General features: G+C 56.8%; 15 protein-coding genes and 1 pseudogene. 9 read left to right on the top strand and 7 right to left on the bottom strand.

The features are described 5' to 3' along the window. Window positions 1-263 precede the first annotated feature (263 nt). Complete coding sequence (locus OZX71_RS00450; protein ID WP_277145897.1) at window positions 264-1,025, top strand: Sir2 family NAD-dependent protein deacetylase; 762 nt, start codon at window positions 264-266, stop codon at window positions 1,023-1,025. A gap of 95 nt (window positions 1,026-1,120) precedes the next feature. Here the strand turns inward: OZX71_RS00450 and ilvA are convergent, their stop codons facing one another. Both ilvA and OZX71_RS00440 read right to left on the bottom strand, forming a co-directional pair. After that, window positions 1,121-2,386, bottom strand: a complete 1,266-nt coding sequence (gene ilvA / locus OZX71_RS00445; protein WP_277145898.1) for a threonine ammonia-lyase — start codon at window positions 2,384-2,386, stop codon at window positions 1,121-1,123. A gap of 57 nt (window positions 2,387-2,443) precedes the next feature. After that, window positions 2,444-5,158 carry a bifunctional alpha,alpha-trehalose-phosphate synthase (UDP-forming)/trehalose-phosphatase gene (locus OZX71_RS00440; protein ID WP_277145899.1) on the bottom strand — a complete coding sequence of 905 codons (2,715 nt, stop codon included), beginning with the start codon at window positions 5,156-5,158 and terminating at the stop codon, window positions 2,444-2,446. A 387-nt stretch (window positions 5,159-5,545) separates the two neighbouring features. Here OZX71_RS00440 and OZX71_RS00435 point away from each other — a divergent pair, with 387 nt between their 5' ends. Next, a complete protein-coding gene (locus OZX71_RS00435) occupies window positions 5,546-6,406 on the top strand; it encodes a sulfite exporter TauE/SafE family protein (RefSeq protein WP_277160101.1) in 861 nt (286 codons plus the stop codon). 302 nt (window positions 6,407-6,708) lie between these two features. Here the strand turns inward: OZX71_RS00435 and OZX71_RS00430 are convergent, their stop codons facing one another. Next, entirely contained in the window at window positions 6,709-7,260 is a 552-nt protein-coding gene (locus tag OZX71_RS00430; protein ID WP_277160100.1) for a nucleoside deaminase, read from the bottom strand. 382 nt (window positions 7,261-7,642) lie between these two features. Here OZX71_RS00430 and OZX71_RS00425 point away from each other — a divergent pair, with 382 nt between their 5' ends. Then, a complete protein-coding gene (locus tag OZX71_RS00425; RefSeq protein ID WP_277145901.1) occupies window positions 7,643-9,721 on the top strand; it encodes a Na+/H+ antiporter in 2,079 nt (692 codons plus the stop codon). Window positions 9,722-10,059: 338 nt separating this feature from the next. Here OZX71_RS00425 and OZX71_RS00420 read toward each other — a convergent pair whose 3' ends face one another. Beyond that, window positions 10,060-10,878, bottom strand: coding sequence for an alpha/beta hydrolase-fold protein (locus OZX71_RS00420; RefSeq protein ID WP_277160099.1), 819 nt, complete (start codon window positions 10,876-10,878; stop codon window positions 10,060-10,062). A 329-nt stretch (window positions 10,879-11,207) separates the two neighbouring features. Beyond that, window positions 11,208-11,861 carry a hypothetical protein gene (locus OZX71_RS00415; RefSeq protein ID WP_277160098.1) on the bottom strand — a complete coding sequence of 218 codons (654 nt, stop codon included), beginning with the start codon at window positions 11,859-11,861 and terminating at the stop codon, window positions 11,208-11,210. A 628-nt stretch (window positions 11,862-12,489) separates the two neighbouring features. On the opposite strand from OZX71_RS00415, the gene dcd reads away from it, so the two are divergent. Together dcd and rlmB are read left to right on the top strand one after the other, a co-directional pair. Continuing rightward, window positions 12,490-13,071, top strand: coding sequence for a dCTP deaminase (dcd, locus tag OZX71_RS00410; RefSeq protein ID WP_277160097.1), 582 nt, complete (start codon window positions 12,490-12,492; stop codon window positions 13,069-13,071). A gap of 449 nt (window positions 13,072-13,520) precedes the next feature. After that, on the top strand, window positions 13,521-14,525 hold the full coding sequence (gene rlmB / locus OZX71_RS00405; RefSeq protein WP_277160096.1) for a 23S rRNA (guanosine(2251)-2'-O)-methyltransferase RlmB: 1,005 nt from the start codon (window positions 13,521-13,523) through the stop codon (window positions 14,523-14,525). Between the two features lie 799 nt (window positions 14,526-15,324). Here rlmB and OZX71_RS00400 read toward each other — a convergent pair. Then, window positions 15,325-16,689, bottom strand: a pseudogene (locus tag OZX71_RS00400) (DUF4032 domain-containing protein); the annotation flags it as partial. 207 nt (window positions 16,690-16,896) lie between these two features. Then, window positions 16,897-18,024: a sn-glycerol-3-phosphate ABC transporter ATP-binding protein UgpC gene (gene ugpC, locus OZX71_RS00395; RefSeq protein ID WP_277145906.1), complete on the bottom strand. Its 1,128-nt coding sequence runs from the start codon at window positions 18,022-18,024 to the stop codon at window positions 16,897-16,899. Between the two features lie 705 nt (window positions 18,025-18,729). On the opposite strand from ugpC, the gene OZX71_RS00390 reads away from it, so the two are divergent. From OZX71_RS00390 to OZX71_RS00375, 4 genes are all read left to right on the top strand, one after another. Next, window positions 18,730-19,116 carry a hypothetical protein gene (locus tag OZX71_RS00390; protein WP_277145907.1) on the top strand — a complete coding sequence of 129 codons (387 nt, stop codon included), beginning with the start codon at window positions 18,730-18,732 and terminating at the stop codon, window positions 19,114-19,116. Window positions 19,117-19,544: 428 nt separating this feature from the next. Further along, window positions 19,545-19,925, top strand: a complete 381-nt coding sequence (locus OZX71_RS00385) for a hypothetical protein (RefSeq protein WP_277145908.1) — start codon at window positions 19,545-19,547, stop codon at window positions 19,923-19,925. 843 nt (window positions 19,926-20,768) lie between these two features. Next, on the top strand, window positions 20,769-22,481 hold the full coding sequence (locus OZX71_RS00380) for a dicarboxylate/amino acid:cation symporter (RefSeq protein ID WP_277160095.1): 1,713 nt from the start codon (window positions 20,769-20,771) through the stop codon (window positions 22,479-22,481). 439 nt (window positions 22,482-22,920) lie between these two features. Then, a complete protein-coding gene (locus OZX71_RS00375; RefSeq protein WP_277160094.1) occupies window positions 22,921-23,640 on the top strand; it encodes a LytTR family DNA-binding domain-containing protein in 720 nt (239 codons plus the stop codon). Window positions 23,641-23,701: the final 61 nt, after the last annotated feature.

Genomic DNA, 23,701 nt, shown 5'->3' with positions numbered 1-23,701 from the left:
AGCCTTTTAAAAGCCGGGCGCTTCCTTCAACGCTGCTCAGATACTGAGATAAACGAATAATCCTTCAGCCTCTTCGCCGCTAAGTTCGAACATCCTGCCTCTTCGAGAGGGGAATACCCCAATATATTTCAATATATAAAGATCCGGCATGTAAAGAGGCACATATAAAGAATCGATATATAAAGGAAGCGGATATATATATAGGAGGCGGCGCTTCTTGGTTGTTCCGTAGCCGCGCTTTACGATTTGGCTACAATATACATATGACTAAAAAAATTGCGGTATTGACCGGTGCAGGTATTTCGACCTCCGCAGGAATCCCCGACTTTCGCGGACCGGACGGGGTGTGGACCAAGCACCCCGACCAGATGAGCGTCTATGACATCGACGCGTTTATGAGCGACAAGAAGGCGCGTGAATATTCGTGGGCCTGGCAGAAAGCATCGCCGGTGTGGAACGCGGAGCCGGGCGAGGCGCACAAGGCGCTGGTGAAGCTGGAAAAGGCGGGGCTGCTGACGCTATTGGCCACGCAGAACTTCGACGCGCTGCACGAGAAGGCCGGCAATTCCAGCGACCTGATCGTCAACCTGCACGGCACCATCGGCACCTCGCACTGCATGAAATGCCATGCCAAGTACAACACCGCCGACATCATGGACAACCTCGACGCCGAGCCGGACCCACACTGCCACCGCAAGCTGCCGTATAGCGGCAATATGCCCTGCGACGGACTGATCAAAACCGACGTGGTCTATTTCGGCGAGATGCTGCCGGACGGGGCGATGGAGAAGTCGATGGCGCGCGTGGCCAAGGCGGACGAGTTCTGGGTGATCGGCTCGACGCTCGAGGTCTTCCCGGCCGCGTCGCTGGCACCGACCGCCGTGCAGGCCGGAGTGCCGATGACGATCATGAATATGGGACGCACGCAGTACGACAACATCGCCACCACGCTCATCCACGACGACATCGCCAAGGCGCTGCCGGAACTGGTGGACCGGACCATCGCCGAAGCGGAGAAAGCCTAAGTCCAAGACATATATATCCATCTAACAGTGAAAGTCCCGCCGAACCGAACCCGACGGGACTTTTCCATATACAAGTGCTTTATACGGACGATCGGTCAGTAGATGCGCTTCGGGTCGAAACCGGCGTCTTTAAGGGCTTTCAGGACCTGGGCGATGTGGTCGGGGCCGTTCGTCTCGACGGTGACGCCGAGCGAAACCGAATCCGTGTAGTGGCCGGAAGCCTTGAACTGGTCGTGGTTGAGCTCGATGACGTTGGCGCGGGCGTCGGCGAGCACCTGCGCGACCTTGACCAGCTGGCCGGGAGTATCGGGCAGCTCGACCTCGAAGTTCATGATGCGGCCGCGGGCGATCATGCCCTTTTGTATTACAGCGCCGATGGTGACCGTGTCGATGTTGCCGCCGGAGATGATAGGCACGATGACATGCTTGCCCTTCGCTGCCGCGAAAACCCGCGAGCGCAGGCTCAGGTGCTCCAATGCGGCCAACGACACCGCTCCGGCAGCCTCAACCACCAGCTTGTGCTTTTCCATCATTAAGAGGATCATCTCGTTGATGTCACGTTCGGTGACGGTGATCAGGTCGTCGAGGTACTCGTTCAAAATCGCGAACGTGAGGTCGCCGGGACGCCCGACCGCGACGCCTTCGGCCGAGGTGACCACCTTGTCGGCGGCAACGACCGAGCCAGCGGCAAACGAATTCTTGAACGCGGGCGAACCCTCGGGAATCGCGCCGATGACACGGACTTCCGGCTTGAAGGTCTTGATGGCGAGCGCCACACCCGCGCCCAGGCCGCCACCGCCCAGCGGGACCACGACGTCCGTGACGTTCGGGACGTCTTCGAGGATTTCGAGACCGATGGTACCCTGCCCGCAGAGTACTTCGTAATCATCGAAAGGATGGACGTAAACCAGACCGTCACGCTGTGAAAGTTCGGAGGCGTATTCGGCGGCATCGTCGAACAGATTGCCGTGCAGCACGACGTTGGCACCGTAGGATTTCGTCGCGTCGACCTTAAGCGGCGGGGTGCTTTCAGGCATCACGATAGTAGCTTTCGCGCCGCGCTCGCGTGCCGCATAAGCGACACCCTGCGCATGGTTGCCAGCGGAGGCGGTGACGATGCCGCGGGCCAGATCCTCGTCACTCAGGGACGCGATCTTGTTGTATGCACCGCGAATCTTGAAGGAACCGGTGACCTGAAGGTTCTCCGGCTTCAGAAGAATCTCATGGCCGGTCGCCTCGGAAAGGGCGGGCGAAGGCATGATGCGCGTGTGGCGCGCAGTGCCTTTCAACCTTTGGGCCGCCTTCTTCAACTCGGCCGCGTGATCATGCTGCAGTGCCTTGACAACTTTTTCTTGTTTCATACCGGAATTGTACGGCGGCATGACATCGCGGCCGGTTCGATGTCCAAAAATCGAATATTACTTGCCCGACTTTGCCGTGGCCTTGGCCCTGCTCTTTCCAGACGCTTTCGCCTTCGTCGCGGCTTTTGCCTTTGAGACTCTTTCGTTCTTGGACTTGAGCTTGGACTTGGGCTTATCGTCAGGAGCCGTACCGGCGGCGACGGCCTCGGACTCGGCCACCAGGTAGCCCAGCAACCGCGCGGTATCGGTCGGGGTGGCGATGCGCGAACGGGCGCTAGTCTCTCCGGCGCCGACCTTGATGGTCCATGCGACATCAGGTTTTGCGGACTTTACAGCAGGTTTCGCGCTATCGGCTTCGGCTCTCGATGAGCCAGCAGCAGGTGCCTTGTTGGAAACGACCTTGACCGCACCGGTGTCGGCGACGTCGAAGGCCTCGAGCATATCGTCCTCGTCGCTGGCATCGGCACAACTGGAAACCGAGGCGAACATCGTCTCGTCGGTGGTGTCGTCGCCGAAAGCGAGGGCGAAATCGTACCGGCCACTTTCCAGGAGTGGCTTCACCGCCTCGCCCTTGCTGACGTTGGCCGGGCAGACCTCGATGACCTTGGCGTTGCGCATGACCATCAGACCGTACTGCGGGCATACCTTCTGCAGCTCGTCGACCAGCCGTTCGCGCTGCTCCAGGGCCAGCTTCTGGTCGCTCATGCGATAGTGCCATGCCAGATCCGTGGACTTGTATTCGATGAACGACTTCGGCACGCGGGCGACGGACTTGTTCATAATCGTCTCGATGATCGGACGCCATTCATCCGGGTCGGGAAGCCCCTCGGCACGTCGCCAGTAACGTTTGGGAGTAATCGTCCTGCCTTGAGCGTTCTTGGCGGTTTCGCCGGCGATCGGCTTGGTGTGCCAGGCACCGTGTTCGGCGATCAGGCCGATCGGCAGGCAGCCGAACCACTCGTTCATCGTCTCGCGGGTGCGGCCGGAGACCAGATACAGGTCCACATCGGGGATGGAACCGACCTCACGCAGCAAATCGATCAGACGGTGCGTCGGCTTGGCGCGACCCGGGGTGCGCACGATCTGCGTCAACGTACCGTCATAATCGCATAGCACCAGCTTGTGCTTCGATTCTCCCCACTCGCGGACCAAGCGATCGCGCTGGGCGCTTTGCAGACGGTGGTCGGCCATACGCGGATCACTGACCTGACGCAATGTGCTCAGGAATTCCGCACTCCACAGCCCTGCGGTGCGATACTTCAGACGGGCCTGCATAGCGGCATTGCGGCGCTTGGCCTCACTAGAACTGATCTCCAAGGCCGAATGCAGGGCCTCGCACACCGCTTCGGTGTCATAAGGATTGACGATGAACGCGTCCGTCAGCTCGCGAGCGGCGCCGCATTCATCGGAAAGCACCAGCGCGCCGTCACGACCATCGCGGGCGGCCAGATATTCCTTGGCGACCAGATTCATGCCGTCTCGAAGCGGAGTGACCAGCGCCACGTCGCCTGCCGTATAGATACCGCAAACCGGCTTGATGGGCAGGGAACGGGTGATGTAATGGATCGGCTCCCAGGAAAGAAGTGAATACTTGCCGTTAATCTCACCGACGAGCTGATCGACCTGATCTTTCAGCTTGCGGTACGTCTCCACGTCCTCGCGCGTGGGCGTCGCCAAAAGGTAATACGTAACGTGGCCGACCCACTCGGGATAGCGGCTCAGCATCAGATCAAAGGCACGCAGGCGTTCCGGCAAGCCCTTCGTATAATCGAGGCGATCGACGGAAACGACCACTTTGTTGTCTTGGGTGCCACGTTTGGCCGCGGCGGACTGCGCCAGCTCGACCTCAGGAAGTTCGTCACCTGTATGGGCGCTCCACCAGTTTTCTTCCTGATCGCTCGCCTCCGCTGCGGCCTGGGATTCTGCGGTCAACGAGGTGCTGACTCGCCTTGTGCGCTTGCCGCTGACGGCCTCGATGCCGTGGCGCATGGCCTGCGCGAGGCTGGAATGGGCGTTGCGGCGGTAGAGGCCGTAATCGATGCCTATGGGGAAGGCGTCGACCGTCACGAACCGTTGCGACGCGCCGGACCCAACGGGAATGCGGCCGTCCCTGTCGACCTCCATGCCCAGCAGCGCACGAACGGAGGCGAGGAAATTCACACAGAAGTCTTCGGTGTGGAAGCCCAGCAGGTCCGCGCCCATCAGGCCTTCGAGCAGGTCCTTGCCGTTGGGCAGCTGGCGGAAGATCTCGGGGCTGGGGAACGGAATATGAAGGAACCAGCCGATTTTGAGTTTGGGGAAGCCGGCTCGCAGCATAGCCGGAACCAGCAAAAGATGATAATCCTGAATCCACACGGTATCGTCGGGGTTAACCAGTTGGGAGATGGTGTCGGCGAACTTCTTGTTGACCTCCTGATAGACCTTCCATGTGGACGAATCGAACTTCGCCTCATGTGCAAAATCATGGAACAGGGGCCACAACGTATCGTTGGAATAACCGGCGTAATACCCGTCGATTTCCTTTTGGGTCAGGAAAATCGGGACGCAGCGGCGACGCGCGAATTCGTCACGAATCTTCTCGATTTCGTCCTTGGTGCGCGTTTCAGGGTCGATGCTGCTCCAGCCAACCCACAGACAGTCGTTGTGGGACTTGTGGTAAGGCCCGATTGCCGTGGCCAAGCCGCCGATGCTCTGCTTCATCGCGAACGTACCGTCGGGTTTGGCATGCAGGGACATTGGAAGCCTATTGGAAACGATAATCAAACGAGCCATAATTACCCCTCACTTCGCCGTGGATACTGCTGCATGCGAGAGACAAATCCAGATCTGCCTTCACGCAGACATATACCTATATATGTATTCTAGCTCACAAAACTCAATGGTGAGAACCCTTTGAGCGAAGGCATAACCCGCAAACCGTTTCATTGAGCGTTTCCGGATTGATTTCCGGATCGGTGTCTAGTTGAGAATGATCGGAACAGTATGTGAGCGAATTACGCTGGAATCATCCCGAATTTGACCACATCCTGACTTTTCCGCGCGAATCGGGGCAGAAATTTTGCCGTTCTCCATACAATGTGGTGTAACGGCATGGCGAACGGTCGACGACGATGAACATACGTACGGCAGCGCGCAACAAACGAGAAGAAGAGGAATGTGATGGACGAGCAGAAACCTAAGGGGAACGCAGCCGAGGCGGAAGTCGAGGAGGAAACGCCCGTCACGCGTGGGCCGGTGCAGGAAATCGTCGTGATGATCGTCGTCGGGCTGATCGCCGGCTTCTTCTCCGGGCTCTTCGGCATCGGCGGCGGGTCGATCATCGTGCCGGCGCTGGTGTGGCTCGGCATGACCCAGCGCCACGCGGCGGCGACCTCGCTTGCGGCGATCATCCCGCTTTCGATTTCCGGCGTCATTTCCTATGCCATGAGCGGGCACGTCGATTGGATCGCAGCGCTTTTGATGGTGGTCGGCACCATTATCGGCTCGCAAATCGGCAGCTGGCTGCTTTCGCGGCTTTCCGAAGTGTTCTTGCGCTGGTTCTTCGTGGCGTTCCTGGCATTCGTCGTGGTCAGTCAGCTTGTGCTGACGCCTTCGCGCAACTCCAGCATCCACTTGACCGTGGTCAAAGGCATTCTGCTCGTGCTGCTCGGCGTGCTCATCGGCATGCTTTCGGCGCTACTGGGCATCGGCGGCGGCGCCGTGACCGTTCCCGCGCTTTCGCTGCTCTTCGGCGCGAGCGATCTGATTGCCCGCGGCACCTCGTTGCTGGCCATGTTCCCCAGCGCCATCACCGGCACCTTCGCCAATTGGAAGCGTGGGCTGGTACATCTCAAGAACGGCTTGATTATTGGCATCGCCGCCGCTTGCGGCACACCGCTGGGAGCCTGGGTCGCCGCGTTCGTCTCGGCCAAAGTAGGCTCGTACCTGCTCGCGGCCTACCTTTTCATCATTCTGCTGCGCTCCGCCTGGACCGCCCTGAAGATCACGCCCGGCATCGCGCCGTTGCCGTCACGCAAATAACTCACTGCACGTACAGCCACTACCCCGCGTATGCCATCCTCTTGCAAACAGCATTTCCAACATTTCAGCATGTTGGTGCCACCAAGCAGGCCGTTTTTGAAAGAATAAGTGTGAATTTCGTCGTTTTTTGGGGGTCTTGGTGCACCAAGACCCCCAAAAAACGCACATTATGAAGGCAATTCCCTCAAAAAAGAGCAACTTGGTGGCACCAACATCTCTTATATTGAGGCAATTTCACACGATGATGAACCATTTCTATGATTTGTTTGCCAGAACGGCTGTCAACGGGTTCGATAATTGAATCATTTACGACGATAGACAAAAAAATCGGCGAGCATTTGCGCGCACTCAGCCTCGCGCACCCCGCCAATCACCTCGGGGCGAGCACCGACATGCGGATCACGCGGGATATCCCAGATCGAACCGCACGCGCCCAGCTTGGCATCCCATGCACCGAACACGATGCGGCCGACGTGGGTCTGCAGAGCGGCTCCTGCGCACATAGGGCATGGCTCAAGCGTGACCACCAGCGTGCAATCGGCCAGATTCCAAGCATTTTGCCTAGCAGACTTGTTCACGGTCTGGCCATCGCGGCTATCGTCGGCATTGCCGCGACTATAACCAGCATCATCGTTCATATGCCTTTTCCGTGAGTCCGCCGCCTCACGCATCGCCATCACCTCGGCGTGGGCGAGCGGGTCGCCGTCGGCTTCACGCCGGTTACGGCCGCGACCGATAATCGTGCCATCTCCGTCAAGCACGACCGCGCCCACCGGCACTTCACCGGCCTTTGCCGCCTCACGCGCCAGACCGAGCGCGGCATCCATCGCGCAACGCAAACTCGCAGTGTCCATAATCCTTAAGTGTAAAAGCAATCGACAACCGTATACGGGAAACGGCCGGGTTCAAGGTAACCGCGACCGGCAATCTGATTCAATCCAACCAGTGATCTAGATGAAAAGTGAAAAGATTGTACAGAATAATGCATTACGTTTCGATGCCCGCAAATACCTGTAAACGCCGTTTACCAAATAAAACCCACCTCATTGTCCAGAAAAATACCGAACGCCCAACTCGAAACCTAGCGATTCCTCAAATCCGCAAAGCTTGAGGCATAATGCCGAAATATCCATTCGATATAGTGAATAGTGAAGTGTCCGAAACCGTCCGAACCGTTAAATCGCCGAACCGACCAGAACCGCAATGAAGCCAACCCAAGAAAGGAACCGATAATCCGTGGCAATTTTCGAGCTGATCCTCTGCATCCTGGGGGCCGTCGTGCTCTCATCGTTCGTCAGCCGGTTTATTCCACGAATATCGACCCCTCTCGTTCAAATCGCGCTCGGCATCGCCCTCGCCTTTCTGCCGGTATTCCCGCATGTCAAGCTCGACCCGGAACTGTTCATGGTGCTGTTCATCGCGCCGCTGCTTTACGTCGAGGCGCATGAAATCGACAAACGGATGCTCTTCAAAACGTTGAAATTCTCGCTGCCGATGGCCATCGGACTGGCGTTGGGCACCATGGCCGTCGTCGGGTTCATGCTGCACGCGGTGTGGCCAGTGATTCCACTGGCGGCGGCGTTTGCGTTGGGTGCGGCGCTCGGCCCGACCGACGCGGTGGCGGTGTCCTCGCTTTCCAGCGAAGCGACACTCACCCGCGAACAAGCCGGCATCCTGACCGGCGAATCGCTCTTCAACGACGCTTCCGGCGTCATCGGCTTCCAGTTCTCGATCCTGGCGGCCGTGACCGGCTCGTTTTCGATGGCCACCGCCACCAAAGATTTTCTGCTCTCGTTCTTCGGCGGTATCATTGTCGGTTTTCTCGCAGGCTTCCTTGCCAACTGGATCTTCACCCTGGCCCGGCATCTGGGCTGGGAGACGATGACCACACGCATTCTGATGGAACTGTTCCTGCCGTTCCTGGTATTTTTGGGCGCCGAAGCGTTACACATTTCCGGTATCCTCGCGGTAGTCGCGTTCGGGCTGACCGTCCATTTCGACCGCAACGGCATCGGCGGACCGAACGTCGCCCGCACCAATATCGTCTCGAACAGCGTGTGGGCCGTGCTCTCGTTCGTGCTGAACGGCACCGTATTCATCCTGCTCGGCATGCAATTGCCAAGCGCCATGCGAGCCAGCTGGCTCAGCCACACTGTCAGCAACACCGCGTTGGTCAGCATCATTCTGCTCGTCACCGTGGTGGCCATCGCCATCCGCTTCCTGTGGGTCTGGCTGATCGCGGCGCCGTCTCGCGACCCTGAAACCGGCAAGCGCGTGCCGCTGAAACCGCGCTCTCTGCGTGACGCGGCGGTGATGACGTTCGGCGGACCGAAAGGCACCATCACCCTCGCGCTGATGTTCACCATCCCCTACTCCGTCCTCTCCGGCGACGCGTTCCCGATGCGCAACGAGCTTATTTTCATCGCTTCCGGCGTCATCGTGCTGACGCTGCTGCTGGCCAATTTCATGCTGCCGCTGCTTGCGCCGGCCAAAGACGACGCCGACGAATCCGAAAAGCTTGTCGAAATCACCATCGAGGAGCTGAAGCGCACCGTTCAGGAGCTTTCGGGCCGCGTCACCGACGACAACCGCCGCGTGATTCTGCCCGTCATCGATTCCTACAACAACCGAATCACCCGGCTGCATCAACGCATCGGCGGATTCAATGTCGAGGAATTCGAGACTTTGCAGATCGACGCGCTGCATTGGGAAAAAGAGTACGTGCGAGGCCGGCTGGCGAACGCCCAAGCCGATACGCAGATGAACGAGCACAATCGTCAGCTGCAGATCGAGGCGTGCGAACGCATGATGGACCAAATCATGAACACGTTGCGACATACGGCCGACAAGAAAACCCACTATCGTGCGGTCTCGCAGATTCGCGGGCGTGCGCATGCGCTACGGCGTCAGATCACTACATTGGCAAGGCGAGCCAACAACAAGTTCCGCCGAACCGCTCCGATGCTCAATGAGAATGAAATTTACTATTATTTGAGAGCCACCCAAATCGACGCCATCGATCACGTCATCAACCGGCTTTACAAGGAAATGCGCAGCGATACCTATAAATCCGAATATTGCACACTGCTGCTGCGCGACTACCAGCGCGCGCGGGCCGAACTGCGCAGCCGCAAGGACGTCGCGGCCGCCGCGAAGGCCGCGCCGCAAATCGACGAGGTCAAACACGAAAGCTACTCCATCGAGCTCGGCGTCATTCAGGACATGCTCGATTCCGGCGAAATCTCGCGCAATCAGGCGAAGCATTTGAGGCGGAATGTATATGTGATGCAGGTCGACGCAGAAGCGGAACTCTAGAGGTTATCCAATTCTTCAACCAAACTAATTTCGACCTGCATCCTTCGCGCTCGATACATCGCGCTCACTTCGGCTACAAGAAGCCCACAGGGCTTCTTGCTTAACGCCTCAGCAGGTCGACGCAAAGGGATAAGTGAAAAAGGTATACAACTCTGCCTTCTAAGCCAACAACTCCGCATTTCGCGCTCGACACATCGCGCTCAGCTCACCTACGAGAAGCCCACAGGACTCGTGACGTTGAAAAACATACTCTACTTGGGCTCTTATCGCTCTTTCGCGCTCGAGCATCGCGCTCTCATCGCCTACGGAAAGCCCACTGGGCTTTCCGCTTAACGGCTTTAGACAACGCCAGAGGAGATGTTGTTGAGGAGAAGCCATTGGGTGAGGTCGGTGAATTCGGCTGGGCTCACGGCGTGGTCGAGCTGGTGATAGTTTTTCACCGTCAGCCACGTATGTTCCTCAAGCCAGGCCGTCGCACCGTAAATCTCATACTTCGGCAGGACGTTGTCACGGTCTCCGTAACCGTAAAAAACGGGCTTTTCCATGTCTGCAAGCCGGTCGTCGGCCGGTGCCGTGCCTTTAACCTGCCCAGGCGCCACGAAACCGGAAAGCGCAGCAACCGCGCGGTAACGCTCGGGATGGATGCGCAACAAGTGAATCGCGAGCGCCGCACCTTGCGAGAATCCGATAGGCACCAGCTCACGGTCGGCGCCGACATGCTCGTTGACCCAGTTGTCGACGGCGGTGGCCGCAGCGAAAATGTCCCTGTCCAAATCCTCGCCGGTGGGCACGCCGTCATGGAACCAGCTGTAGGCCCCGGAACCGCTGCCGAACTCCCCCGGCCCCTCGGCCTGCAGCACCAGCGGCGCACGCAGCGAAACGTAATCATTGCCGGGGGCGACGTAACGCATCATCCCGGCCAAATCCTGTTCGTTGGACCCCCAGCCATGCAGGCACAGGAACATCGGCCGCGTCGGTCGTGCCTTGCCGCCGCCTTGGGAATAGACGACATGGGAAATCTCCATCGGGTCGCCGAAACGCCCGGGAATAGCATCGGATTGACGGCCAACTAAGCCGCTTCCAACGTTTTCCGCTTCCCCCCCGTTCGCGTCCTCCGGTTTGCCGAAATGTTCGCTGTTTACTGCTTCATCGCTCATAGTCACCATGATAAGCGGCCAGCCCAACAGCGGCCAAAAATGTTCACTGGCGTTTCGAGGCAAACGGATGGTATCGAGCGGGATGGCATTGCACCGGTCGCTATCGAACACGCGCTTTGCGCTACATCATTTTCAGATTGGAAGAACGCCAATCTGAATCACACACGTTTTGAGGCAGCGCACCGTATGCCAATGAGACGAAAATGAACGATCTTGCCCTCGGAAACGACCAATCACTTCTTGCCAATACTCAATAAACCAGGCAACCATCTTTCAAATCAAGTGACTACTGTAGCGACCCCATAAGCGGCTGGGATATCCCCTTACTCTCAATCGCCGGAACCTATCTTCTCAAGCTTGCCGCCCCACTGCTGCTGCAACCCCTTCATCGCCTTCGTTTTGCCGACGGCCATCCACTGATCGTTGCTCAACACGCGCAAATCATCCGCCTCGACTTTGCTTCCCGTATATTGATTGATCAGGTTGGGTGCCTGCGAACGCACCATGTCACCGTCCATCGAAGCCGCGGCCTTCGTCTGGAACGTGACGAACGCGACCTGTGTGGTCTTGCAGAATGACGCGGCACCCGCACCCGGCAGCTGGCTGGACACATCGACGTCCATCCAGCCGCCCGTGCAGGTTCCGGTGAATTGCTCGATATCCTGCTTCATTTGATCGGCATCGTTTTGCGGCGCCTTGGTCTTGCCCTGAATCGTCGTGGACGTATCGTTTCCAAGCAATGAATCCGTATTACGTTTAAGGGTTTTGAGCGATACCTGCAACGCCACCACAATCAAAACGAGAACGGCGATAACGACTATCGCGCTGATAATAAAGGACTTGCGATGACGGGCTTTACGTTGCGACGCAGGACTGTAACGACGCAACTCGCTGACGTTATATACGCGAGCGTTGTCGGGCTCGGAACCGTTGCGTATCCGCGCACCGGCCTGATCGCCATGATGGTCGGAATCCTCTTTCATATCGCCATCTGTCCCGTCTATTCAAATCCATATTCAATAATGCGGTCGAAAATCAGAACACGAATTATGGCCGATCCGTCTCTGGAATGAACCGATGATTTTAGTCTACCCCGCGTGAGGCCAACATAGCGTACTTTGAACGGGAATTGTCACACTGCTTGCGTCACTGCCGACTTTGCCATACTTAACGCTGCACATTGCCGCCATAGGGTACGCGACACCACACTGCCGGACCGGCTGATAGCTGCTGAGCAAGCAGAAAAGAGAAACCCCGGTGCTAGAACACACCGGGGAAGAGAAGAGAGAAGAAGAAAGGGTTCAATTATCGGCAAATCCAAAACTCAAAATCACCGGTCAGCTCTTGCTGACAGTTATTATGTAACTACACAATTCTTGAGGCAAGAATCGGATTACCTGAAAATTACCTGAAAATTTGTATTTGTTTTCCTGTTTCCGAGTTTTTCTTCCGCATTTTAGGCAATATGCCGGGCTCCGCATGCCTCGGCGGCCGTAACGTCTACACTTAGAGCAGAAAGTAAAGTAATCGAACGCCGACCAGGCATCACCCTCGATTTTCGTAGCCATGCCCGGCCAAGCGTTCGACGCGCAACCCACTTTGGAGGAACGTATGCTGCTATCAGACCGCGACATCCTCGCCGCCCAAGCCGACGGCCATATCTCGCTCGACCCGTGGACGCCCGAGATGGTGCAGCCCGCCTCCATCGACGTGCGGCTCGACCGGTATTTCAGGCTGTTCAACAATCACGCGTATACCTACGTCGACCCGGCCGAAAACCAAGGCGACCTCACCGAGCAGTTCGAAGTCGGGCCGGACGAACCGTGGATCATGCACCCCGGCGAATTCGCGCTGGCCTCGACCTGGGAATACGTCAAGCTCGACGGCACCACCGCCGCGCGTCTCGAGGGCAAGAGTTCGCTGGGACGCCTCGGCATTCTGACGCACTCCACCGCCGGGTTCATCGACCCGGGCTTCGAGGGGCACATCACGCTGGAGCTTTCCAACGTGAGCACGCTGCCGGTCAAGCTCTGGCCGGGCATGAAGATCGGGCAGATGTGCTTCTTTGAGCTCAGCTCCCCCGCCGAGCACCCGTACGGTTCGACCGGCGTCGGCTCGCACTATCAGGGTCAGCGCGGCCCGACCCCCTCGCGCTCCTACGTCAACTTCTACAAGGCCGAGATCAAGGACTGATTGAGAAGTTCGGCCCATTGGCATCAGCCGCCCCACCCGGCATCTTGTCGGGCGCAAAGATTGCCGCCGCTTGGGGCTCTCTCACACACCTTCGGCTGAGCCGACTGCCCGTACATGCAGAGATAATCACGGTTTTGGCCCCATTTCTGTGATTATCTCTGCATAACCGGTACTTTTACAGAGAAAATCACACTTTTCAGCCTACTTCTGTGATTATCTCTGCATCAACAGGGTCAACACAGAGATAATCACAATCCGCGCGACCGATAAACCCTGAACGTACCGCCCATGCGATGAAAATCAAGATTTGAGACCGTTCTCCCTGATTTTCATCGCATCTCACTTTGGAGTAGCGATGAAAATCAAGACTTCGTCCCTCTAATCCTGATTTTGCTCGCAGCTTGCGTCTGCTGGCGGCATTGGCGCGGGGTGCTGGGACAATTGAGGGTATGACTAACAAGAAGGGCCCGGTCAAAGGTTCGGGCGGAAAACATCGCAACGCATTGAAGGGCCGCGGGCCGACGCCCAAAGCCGAGGACCGCGTGTATCACAAGGCGTACCGCGCCAAGAAGCAGAATGAAAAGCGCCGGTTCGCCGATCCGCGACTGGCGGCTCGCCGTCGCGCGGCACACTACACTTCGGATTCCGACGATCTGGTGGTCGGTCGCAACGCGGTGCTTGAGGCACTGCGCGTGGGTGTGCCGAGCACGCAGCTGTACATCGCCAATCGCATCGAGCACGACGATCGCACCCGCGAAATCGTGAAGCTCGCCGGTATGCAGGGGCTCAATCTGCTCGAGGCCGACCGGCTGGAGATGGATCGCATCGCGCACTCGCGCAACCATCAGGGCATCGTCCTGAAAGTGCAGCCCTACCAGTACCACACGCTTGCAGAGCTTGCCGATCGCGCGGACAAGAAGTCGCACGCCATGGAAGAGGCCGATTCGCGCAGCGCCCGCATCAACGCTCGCCCGTTGTTCATCGCGCTTGACGGTGTCACCGACCCGCAGAATCTGGGCGCGGTCATCCGCTCGGCGGCCGCTTTCGGCGCCAACGGCGTCATTCTGCCGGAACGTCGTTCGGCTTCCGTCAACGCTGCGGCCTGGAAGGTCTCGGCCGGCGCCGCCGCACATCTGCCCGTGGCCCGCGTGGTCAATCTGACCAAGGCCATTGAAGCGCTGAAGGAACGCGGTTACTACGTGGTCGGGCTTGACGGCGGCGGCGACGCCATCGTCGGCGAATCCGGCTTCGAAACCGACCCGCTCGTGGTCGTGCTGGGCTCGGAAGGCAAGGGCCTGAGCCGTTTGGTGCGCGAGGCTTGCGATTCCATCGCCGGCATCCCGATTTCCAGTGAAGTCGAGTCGCTCAACGCTTCGGTAGCGGCGGGTATCAGCCTTTACGCCGTCTCCCGCGCACGCAGCAAGGCCGGCGAACAGGCCGACAACGCCGAATAGCATAGAGCCCGCAGCGCGCTTATCACTTATGCCCGAACCCATCCCCATTCACGAGATGTGGTTCGGGTTTCCTTTTGAGCGGTGGCCGGATCGGAAGATTAAGCCTTACGTATGGTAAGCCTTCCGTATAGAGGCCGAACGCAGCCTAGTGAAGAATAAAGCACAAAACACAAGCCCGGTCTCGGGTTCAGTTCGAATCCACGTTTTATACCCGGCCCGCTTCATATTTGTGTCTTTTTACTTAGTAGCCTCTTTACCACAAGTAAAAAGACACAATTGACGCCGAACCGCCGTTTGGAATCGCTCAATGGCTCCAGACAGCAGCATCCTGATCGTATTCGGCCGGATCATAGTCATCATCGTCATATGCGTTGTCAGCGGACGTGGTAGTGTCGCCGCTCTCGCTATCACCGACAGCTGCAAGACCGGAACCAGAATCATCAGCACCAGTACCAGAGCCGGATTCCGCAGCAATGCCAGAATCAGAATCACCAGCATCGGCCGCTGAACCGGCACCTGCGGATTTCCCGCCATCAGCATCAGGCTGACTCGAGCCATGCGTTCTTCTCGCCGCGGGCATCGGATCAGGCGTGGTCGGCCACAAGTCCTCGGATACTTGGGTATCGCGGTCAATCCCGTCATCGGCGCCAACGCTCAGAGTCGCCCCAAGGTTGCCCAGACCGTCCCCGAGATCGGCGTAATCACCGCGATTGATGCTGTCAACGTCGTCATTGTCGCGCCCTACGGTGTCCGCAACGTCGCTATCTCCGCTATCGCCATTTTCGCCATCCACAGTACCATCCACGGGCTCGTCATAGGTCGAGCTGTCGTCGACCACACCCGAATCGGCGTCCTCGTTGATTTCGGCGAGCGCCTTCGAATCGATGTTGTACTTGGGCAGATTGTGTTTGATATAGTCGCTCGCAGCCACGGCGGTAGAGACGTCGTGCCCGGCCTTTTCGGCCATGAACCAACGATTCTGCAAGACCTCGTGGAAAAACTGCGCCGGCTCGATCTTCGAGCGGTATTCACGCGGAATCATGCGAACGACGGGTTCGAAGACCTCGCGCATCCAGTCGGTCGCCACGATTTCCAGCTCTTCACCGTCACGCCAGGTGGAAGCACGGTAGGCGTCCAAATCATTCAACAGTCGCCGCGCCTGGTTCTCCTGCACGTCGAGGCCCGTAAGCCGCAGCAACTTGCGCGAAGCATAGCCAGCGTCGACCACGCGCGGACGCACGAGCACGCGTTTGCCGTCGTCGGCGGTCTTGACCTCAAGCTCATCGACGTCGAAGCCCAAGTCGTTGAGCTTATTGACGCGCTTCTCGATCTTCCACATCTCGTCGGGCCCGAAGTCGTCCTGATCGGTCAGCGCGCCCCACAGCGAGTCGTAGCGCTCGAGAAGTCTGTCGCCGACCCCTACCTCATCCACCTCGTCGGGCAGCAATTTGCCGGAAGCCAGATCCATCAGCTCGCCAATGATGTTGGTGCGGGCCAGGTCCATGTCATAGTTGCGCTGGCCTTCGGTAAGCGTGGTGTAGAGCGCGCCGGTTTCCGCATCGACCAGGAATGCCGAAAACGCGTCGGCGTCGCGCAGGAAGAGGACGTTGGAAAGCGAGACGTCGCCCCAATAGAAACCGGAAAGGTGCAGGCGCACCATCAGCACGGCGAGCGCGTCAATCAAGCGGTCGGCAGTGTCGGGCCGAAGGTTCCCGGCGAACAGGGCTCGGTAAGGCAGCGAGAACTTGAGCTGCTTGGTGACCAGGATCGATTCAAGCGGCTCGCCTTCGCGGGTATGCCGTCCGGTGACCACGGCGATCGGCGTGACGGTAGGCAGCTCGAGCTTCTGCAGGCGCCGCAGCAGCTCGTATTCGTGCGCGGCCACGCGGCTGGTGATCTCCTTCATCGCATAGATCTCGTCACCGACATGCACGAAACGCACGACGTGCCGGGAGATGCCTCGCGGCAGGTTGGCCAGCAGCTCCTTGGGCCAGGTCGCCAGCGGTTTCTCCCAAGGCAGGGTGAACATCTTCGGGTTTGAGCTGGCGGCAGTAATCTGCAGCGCGTGCGGCTCGGGGACATCGGCGTTCCCCGTCTCGTCGGCCGTCACGGACGTCGCCTTTAGCGCCCTGGGGTCCATTTGCATTCCACCGGTCAATTCCATACTTCCAAATCTAGCGCCCGCATAGGATAGTTTCCCGTCATTATGAACAGCTGATACGCCCGTATCCCCTTTCCCTTTTCATTGCATACGTGACGCCAACAAGACCACCAGCGTCACATGCACAACCAAACACCGCCTATCAAGCAAACGAAAAGGCCCGCACACGAATGTACGGGCCCTTTCAGCTAAACGACGCGAAGACGCGAATCAGTTCAGGCGCAGCTCGGTGGCCGGGGAGAACAGGTGCATCTTGGACGGATCGATCTTGATCTTGACGGTGTCGCCGACCTTCGGCAGCTGGCGCGGGTTCACGCGAATCGTGGTCAGCTTGTTTTGGTCGGACATCATCGCAGAGGACTCGGCTGCGGAACCATCGGTGATGATGTTGCCGTAGATGTATCCGTCGCTGCCCAGATCCTCGACGTTCTCAACCTTCAGCGAGAAGGCGTTGGCCTCGTCGGGAGCGGCGAGCGAAGCATCCTCGGGACGGAAGCCGACGACGATGCGGCCCTTATCCTCGGGAGTGAGCTTGGCGACGGCGTCCTTGTCGAGTTCGACGGTATCGCTGCCGATCTTCGCCTTGCCGTCGACGACCGGGTGGGTGTTGATGTTCATGGACGGCGAGCCGATGAAGCCGGCGACGAAGACGTTCTGCGGCTTGTCATAGAGCTCGGTCGGAGCGCCGACCTGCTGGAGAATGCCCAGCTTGATGACGGCGATGCGATCGCCCATCGTCAGAGCCTCGGTCTGATCGTGGGTGACGTACAGGGTGGTGACGCCGAGCTGACGCTGCAGGGCGGCGATCTGCGTACGGGTCTGCACACGCAGCTTCGCATCCAAGTTGGAAAGCGGCTCATCCATCAGGAAGACCTTAGGCTTACGAACGATTGCGCGGCCCATGGCGACACGCTGACGCTGACCACCAGAGAGAGCCTTCGGCTTGCGGTCAAGGAACTCGGTCAGGTCGAGGACCTTGGCGGCCTCTTCGACGCGCTGGCGAATCTGATCCTTCGGAACGCCGGCGATCTTCAGGGCGAAGCCCATGTTGTCGGCGACGGTCATGTGCGGATACAGTGCGTAGTTCTGGAAGACCATGGCGATGTCGCGGTCTTTCGGCTGCATCGTGGTGACGTCCTTATCGCCGATGAAAATCTTGCCCTTGTTGACTTCCTCGAGGCCCGCGAGCATACGCAGGGTCGTTGACTTGCCGCAGCCGGAAGGGCCGACGAGCACGAGGAATTCACCGTCTTTGATATCAAGTGAGAGATCGGATACCGAGGGCTCCGTATTGCCCGGGTAGATACGAGTGACATGGTCAAATACGACTTTTGCCATAATTAATATTCCTTTCATCGGCAGGTACGTGCCGAACGATCCGTTGTGAAGGGGTTTGCATCCACCCGCAAGCCAACTTCGGCAAGCGAATTTCCGCACTTTCATTCCATTATGAGTGGAGCCTTTTGGGGTTCCTTCCCCGTTGAGCTCAAAAACCACTATACACGGTTAGCACCAAAATATCGCACAACACGCCACATAACGTACAAGTCCGGCGCAAAACAACGTTTCTGGCATATCGGTTCTCGCATTCTCGCACACGCCGGCGCACGCTCACACTCTTTTCAACGCGAAAACGTTGAGAAATTTTCAAGGATATCGACTTAAGGCAAACGTTTGATATTTTGAATTTATGCGGAAACAAAAACTCTGTTACGCTTTTGAGGAACCTTTGGTTCTGCTATAGATGAAATAGGTTGAATATCACATACCCTTTAGCTTCGTAGTTTCGAGAACATTGACGAATCTTTCCACAAATCATAAAATCAAGCAGCAGAAGCATTCAGCGAAGTAGAAAGCGCATGATATCGAGGATATCGAACGGAGAAAAACCGAAAGAAAGTGCGTTCCACATTCCACGGAGCGATTACGTTTGCACTCGTTCCCATTATCCATTCCATCGATTTATGACCTATATCTCTTTTAAACATCAAACGTTTCAGTTTATGTGATTATTTTTTCGAGCGGCCCCCGCATAATAAGCACATGAACGAAAACAATAGCAATAACCCGATTGAATGGCTGAAGCGCATCACGCACGACGACTCCATCAATAAAATTTCGCGTTTGAGCGGAATCCCGTATACGACCCTGTATAAGCGTTACAAATCAAACGCTTTGAGCACCGACGAGATCATCGCAATCGCCCGCGGCTACCAGATCAATCCTGTTGAGGCATTGGTCCAAAACCACGTCATCGACAAGGAAGAGGCCACCGACGTTCGCGGAGACAATGCTCTGCGACTTACCAGCATCAACGACATCGCAGATGAAATCGTCCGGCGCAGCACCGCGACGAGCGGCCCGGCAGGAAACGACAATCCAAAAAAATCGGGAAAAGCCGAAGAGAACGCAGTCGATACGATAAACTGATACGATAAAGGAGACAAACCAAGGCATATTCCTCGCGCTGGCGCTTTTTGGCCCAGCCCAGCCGCCAGTGCGAGAAGTCTGGATTCTTAAGCGGTACGCAGTTATTATGCTGATAACTGAATTTATACACTTAGAAACGTTTTATATAATTTTTTTTGAAATTTTTTATTAAACGGTTGCTGCATCATTCCAATATTATATAAACGATTTTTGTTTGCTTATTTTGCTATATAAAAATTCTATTCTGATTCAATTATTGTTTTGCTTTCCTATTATTTTCAACGGTTTACTAGTATATTAGACAATATAACTTTCTGTCTAGGCGTTTTTTTATGGATACAAATGAGATAAAATTGTCTTAAAAGAATCAAACGTTTAACATAATATTTTTCCTCACATTTTCAGTCGAATTATCAGAAAATAAACATATGGAAAAAATTCGACATAATCACATTGAATGGCTACGAGAAATCACCCACGACGATTCCATCAACAGAATCTCGCAACAAGCCGGAATTCCCTATGCCACGCTATACAAGCGCTTTAAGTCAAGCGAGCTGGCGACTGATGAGATTATCTCCATCGCGCGCAGCTACGGCATCAACCCTGTTGACGCATTGGTGAAAACCGGCGTGATCAGCAGCGAAGAGGCCACGGGCGTGCGCGGAGACAACGCTCTGCGTCTGTGCGACATCGAGTCGATCGCGAAGGAAATCGTCCGTCGTGACAACGAAAAAAGTCAGCTGAAGAGCGACGACAAGTACAGCAACAGCGTCGCGGCCCAGGACGCCACCACGAAGGCCGCCTGAGAGCGATTCCTGCTCTGATGCAACGGTTCGCATCGTCCTTCAGCTTAGGATATCGGCGTTTCTTACCGGTTGCGCCGGCACCTTCAGGACCATCAACGGCCGACCGTCATATCGAAAGCGCACAATCTACTTTCAACGGGTTGACGATATCAATCGTCAGCCCGTTTTTATGTACCTGTTTACGTTTGCCGCGAGCCAGCCGTGAGACGCCCGCCCTTCAGGAGACGAAAAAGACGTGCACGAAACGTTGCTCTCGCAAGGAAAAATCAAGGTTCTTGAAGCACATATTTTTGCCCATCATTCGAATCGGGAGTAGGCCGCGCCTGCTTTTGCGCAAAAATAAAAATTCTCATTATATGCAATTTGTTCTTGCGAATATCGCCGCTATCCGTTATGGTGGCTCTCATGACATCACAAATCTCTTCTGCAGACAGCAGCAATGGCTACGGACTCTATCACTCCGCCGCCAGCTGTAACTCTGGTCTGCATACGATGATGTCTTGTATGACAATATCTTGTTGTCGCTGAATGCATCGATCATTCCTCGCGGCTTTTCCTGTTTTCTGTATTCGGTTTGTCGATTGACATATTGGTTTGAATCGATATTCATTCGCTTGAATAATCATGCTGATTTATACGGCATGACGGATACGCGGCCAAAAGTTTCACAACGAAATCAGCAGGCTCTTCACCTCATTTTTTAAAACTGTATATTTTCGATTTTTTATATAAAAAATACGGATTCAGCCATTCGAATCCATCAAAAAACACAGTTTTAGTCAACCAAAAAGTTATATTCCAGACACATATACATAATTTATGCAAAATCATTGAGAGGAAATCATGAACGACATTACCTGGAACTGGCTGGCGCTCGGCGTCAGCGTCCTGCTGTTCGCAGGCCTCGCGGTGCTGAGCCGCACCAAAAAGGCCGGGTTCAGCGCACGCGTCATCATCGCCACCGCGCTCGGCATCGCCATGGGCTTGATTTTCAAAGGGCACACCACCTACGTCGCCGCATTCGGCACCGTCTGGTCGAACGCGATCGGGGCCATCGTCGTGCCGTTGCTGCTCTTCAGCGTCATCGCCAGCATCACCAATCTCGGCTCGTCGCTGCGACTGAAGAACATCGGAGTCAAAACCGTGGTATTCCTGCTGTTGAACACGCTGACAGCCTCGCTCGTCACGCTCGGACTCGCGCTGGCGTTCGGGGTGGGCAAAGGCTTCAACGTCGCCATGCCGCAGCACTACCAGGCCAAGCACGTGCCGCAGGTGCTCGACACCGTCGTCGGGCTCTTCCCTTCGAATCTCGTCGCTAACTGGGCCGCCAACCAGGTCGTGCCGGTCGTCATCTTCGCCATCCTCGTAGCTCTCGCCTACAACGCGGCCGCCTCAACGCCCAAGGGCGAGGCCGCCGTGAAGCCGTTCAAGACCTTCGTTGACGCCGGTAACGTCGTGCTTTCCAAGGCCACGCAGATCGTCGTCGGATTCACACCTTACGCCGTGCTCGCACTGATCGCCGCCGCGATATCCAACAGCAACCTCGTCGCGCTGCTCCCCCTGCTGCTCGTGCTCGTCGTGGCCTACATCGCCATTGCGCTGCAGATGTTCGTCGTTCAGCCCGCCATCCTCGGCGTGACCACGCGCACCAACCCGCTGCGCTTCTTCAAGTTCTTCTGGCCCGCCGGCGTCGTCGCCTTCACTTCCGAGTCCAGCATCGGCACCATTCCGGTGACCGTCCGCCAGCTGCGCCGCGGCGGGGTGCCCGATGACATCGCTTCGTTCGTCTCGTCTCTCGGCGCCAATCTGGGCATGCCCGGATGCGCCGGCGTCTGGCCCACGCTGCTCGCGGTGTTCGCCGTCAACTCGCTCAATATGCATTACACTCCGTTGCAGTATCTGATGCTCGTCGCCCTGACCCTGCTGGTTTCGATCGGCACCGTCGGTGTGCCCGGCACCGCCACCATCACCGCGACCTCGCTCTTCGCCGCCACCGGCCTGCCGATCGCCTTCATCGCCATCTCCCAGCCGATCTCGCAGATCGTGGACATGGGCCGCACCGCGCTCAACGTGGCCGGCGCTACAAATACCGCCTTCATCGTCGCCGCCACCGAGCACCAGCTCGACCGCGACCTCTACGACGGACGCAAGGAGTTCACAGACTCGGATCTGGACACGGACGCTTTGGACACGGACACCGAAGAGGATTCCGCAAAGGTACTGGCCGGCGTCAGCGCAACCGCCACGAACGGAGACGCGAAAGCAGCTGCAAGAGGCAGCGCAAACGGAACGGATACGGATACCAACGCCTCTGCCCGACTCAACGCAACGCAGAACAATTCCAACGCACGATCCGCTGCCAATAAGAACGCAAGCGCAAATGCGAGCGCCGCACCGACTTCGGCTCCGGCATCGACTACAACAGACAGCCCGTTGCATCTTTCCGCCGCCAGCAACCTGCTGAGCTTCTCCCCGTCCGCCGCCTTGGACGGCCAGGGCGACGACATGTGCGGTCTGCGTTCGTCTGAGAACAAGAACAAAGGCAAAACCGAATAATCCATAGACCGATTCCACCCAATCAAAAAGCCGTATCTCGACACTTATTAGAGCGTCATCGATACGGCTTTCATTTCGTCACTGCTCGTTTAAAACAATGGCAGCCAAGCAATCCTACTCACCCATAAGGCTGGGTTCGGACGGAATCACCGACTTGCAGGGCTTGCCCTGAACTCAAACTCGACCATACGACCATAACCGACAAACAATACGATTGCAGCAAAAACATCAATGTTAAAGCGCGATTGCTCACCAAGGCCCTGGACAGCTCTCGCAAAGCTTAATAATACATACATGATATATTTATCTATTTATACGAAATTCAAGACAACTGGGGAAGCGACAACTACAATATAGCGGAGCTTCACCTTCAAGGCCACAAAACTATGCTATATCAAGATATTATGGGGCTTGCGTACCCAAACGAAAGGCGGCGACGATGCGCAACATACGAATCGGAGTAGTTGAAGACGAACCCGCCGCATGCCAGAAGGTGCTCGACTACCTTAACCGGTATCAAAGCGAAAACGGGGAGCACTTCACCGTTTCCGTTTTCGACGACGGCTCGAAAATCGTCGAGGGGTACCGGCCGATTTACGACATTCTGCTGCTCGACATCGAAATGACGCAGATGGACGGCATGGAAGCGGCGAGGCAAATCCGCAAAATCGACAGCAGCGTCGTGATCGTCTTCATCACCAATGCCTCGCAATACGCCATCAATGGCTACGAGGTTCAGGCACTCTCCTATCTCTTGAAGCCAGTGCCGTACTTTGCGTTCAGCCAGGAAATCAAACGCTCGATCGAGACGGTGCAACGCGAAGCCGACGACTCGATGCTGTTCGAGGCCGGATCGCAGCGCACGCGCGTTGAGCTCAAGGCCATCGTCTACATCGAATCAATTCGTCATACAATAATCATTCATACGCTCGACGGGAAACTTTCCATCACTTCGACCTTGAAGGAGCTGGAAGCGCAACTCTCCGAACACGACTTCTTCCGCTCCAATTCCTGCTATCTGGTCAATCTGCGGCACGTCACCGGCATCGAGGATCAGGACTGCATCATGAGCAACGGCGAGCGCCTGCGCGTCAGCCGGCCGCGCAAGAAAGCGTTCGTCACGGCGCTGGCGGGCTATATCAACGGCGGGCTGCAATGATGCATGTGCGAAAAGTGCGTTTTAGCCGCCACGAATCGCACATTTCGACCACACAAGTGAA

The organism is Bifidobacterium sp. ESL0764, assembly GCF_029395515.1.
Lineage (GTDB): Bacteria > Actinomycetota > Actinomycetes > Actinomycetales > Bifidobacteriaceae > Bifidobacterium.
Note: the sequence above shows the minus strand (reverse complement) of the source record. Positions and strands in the feature narration are given on the sequence as shown.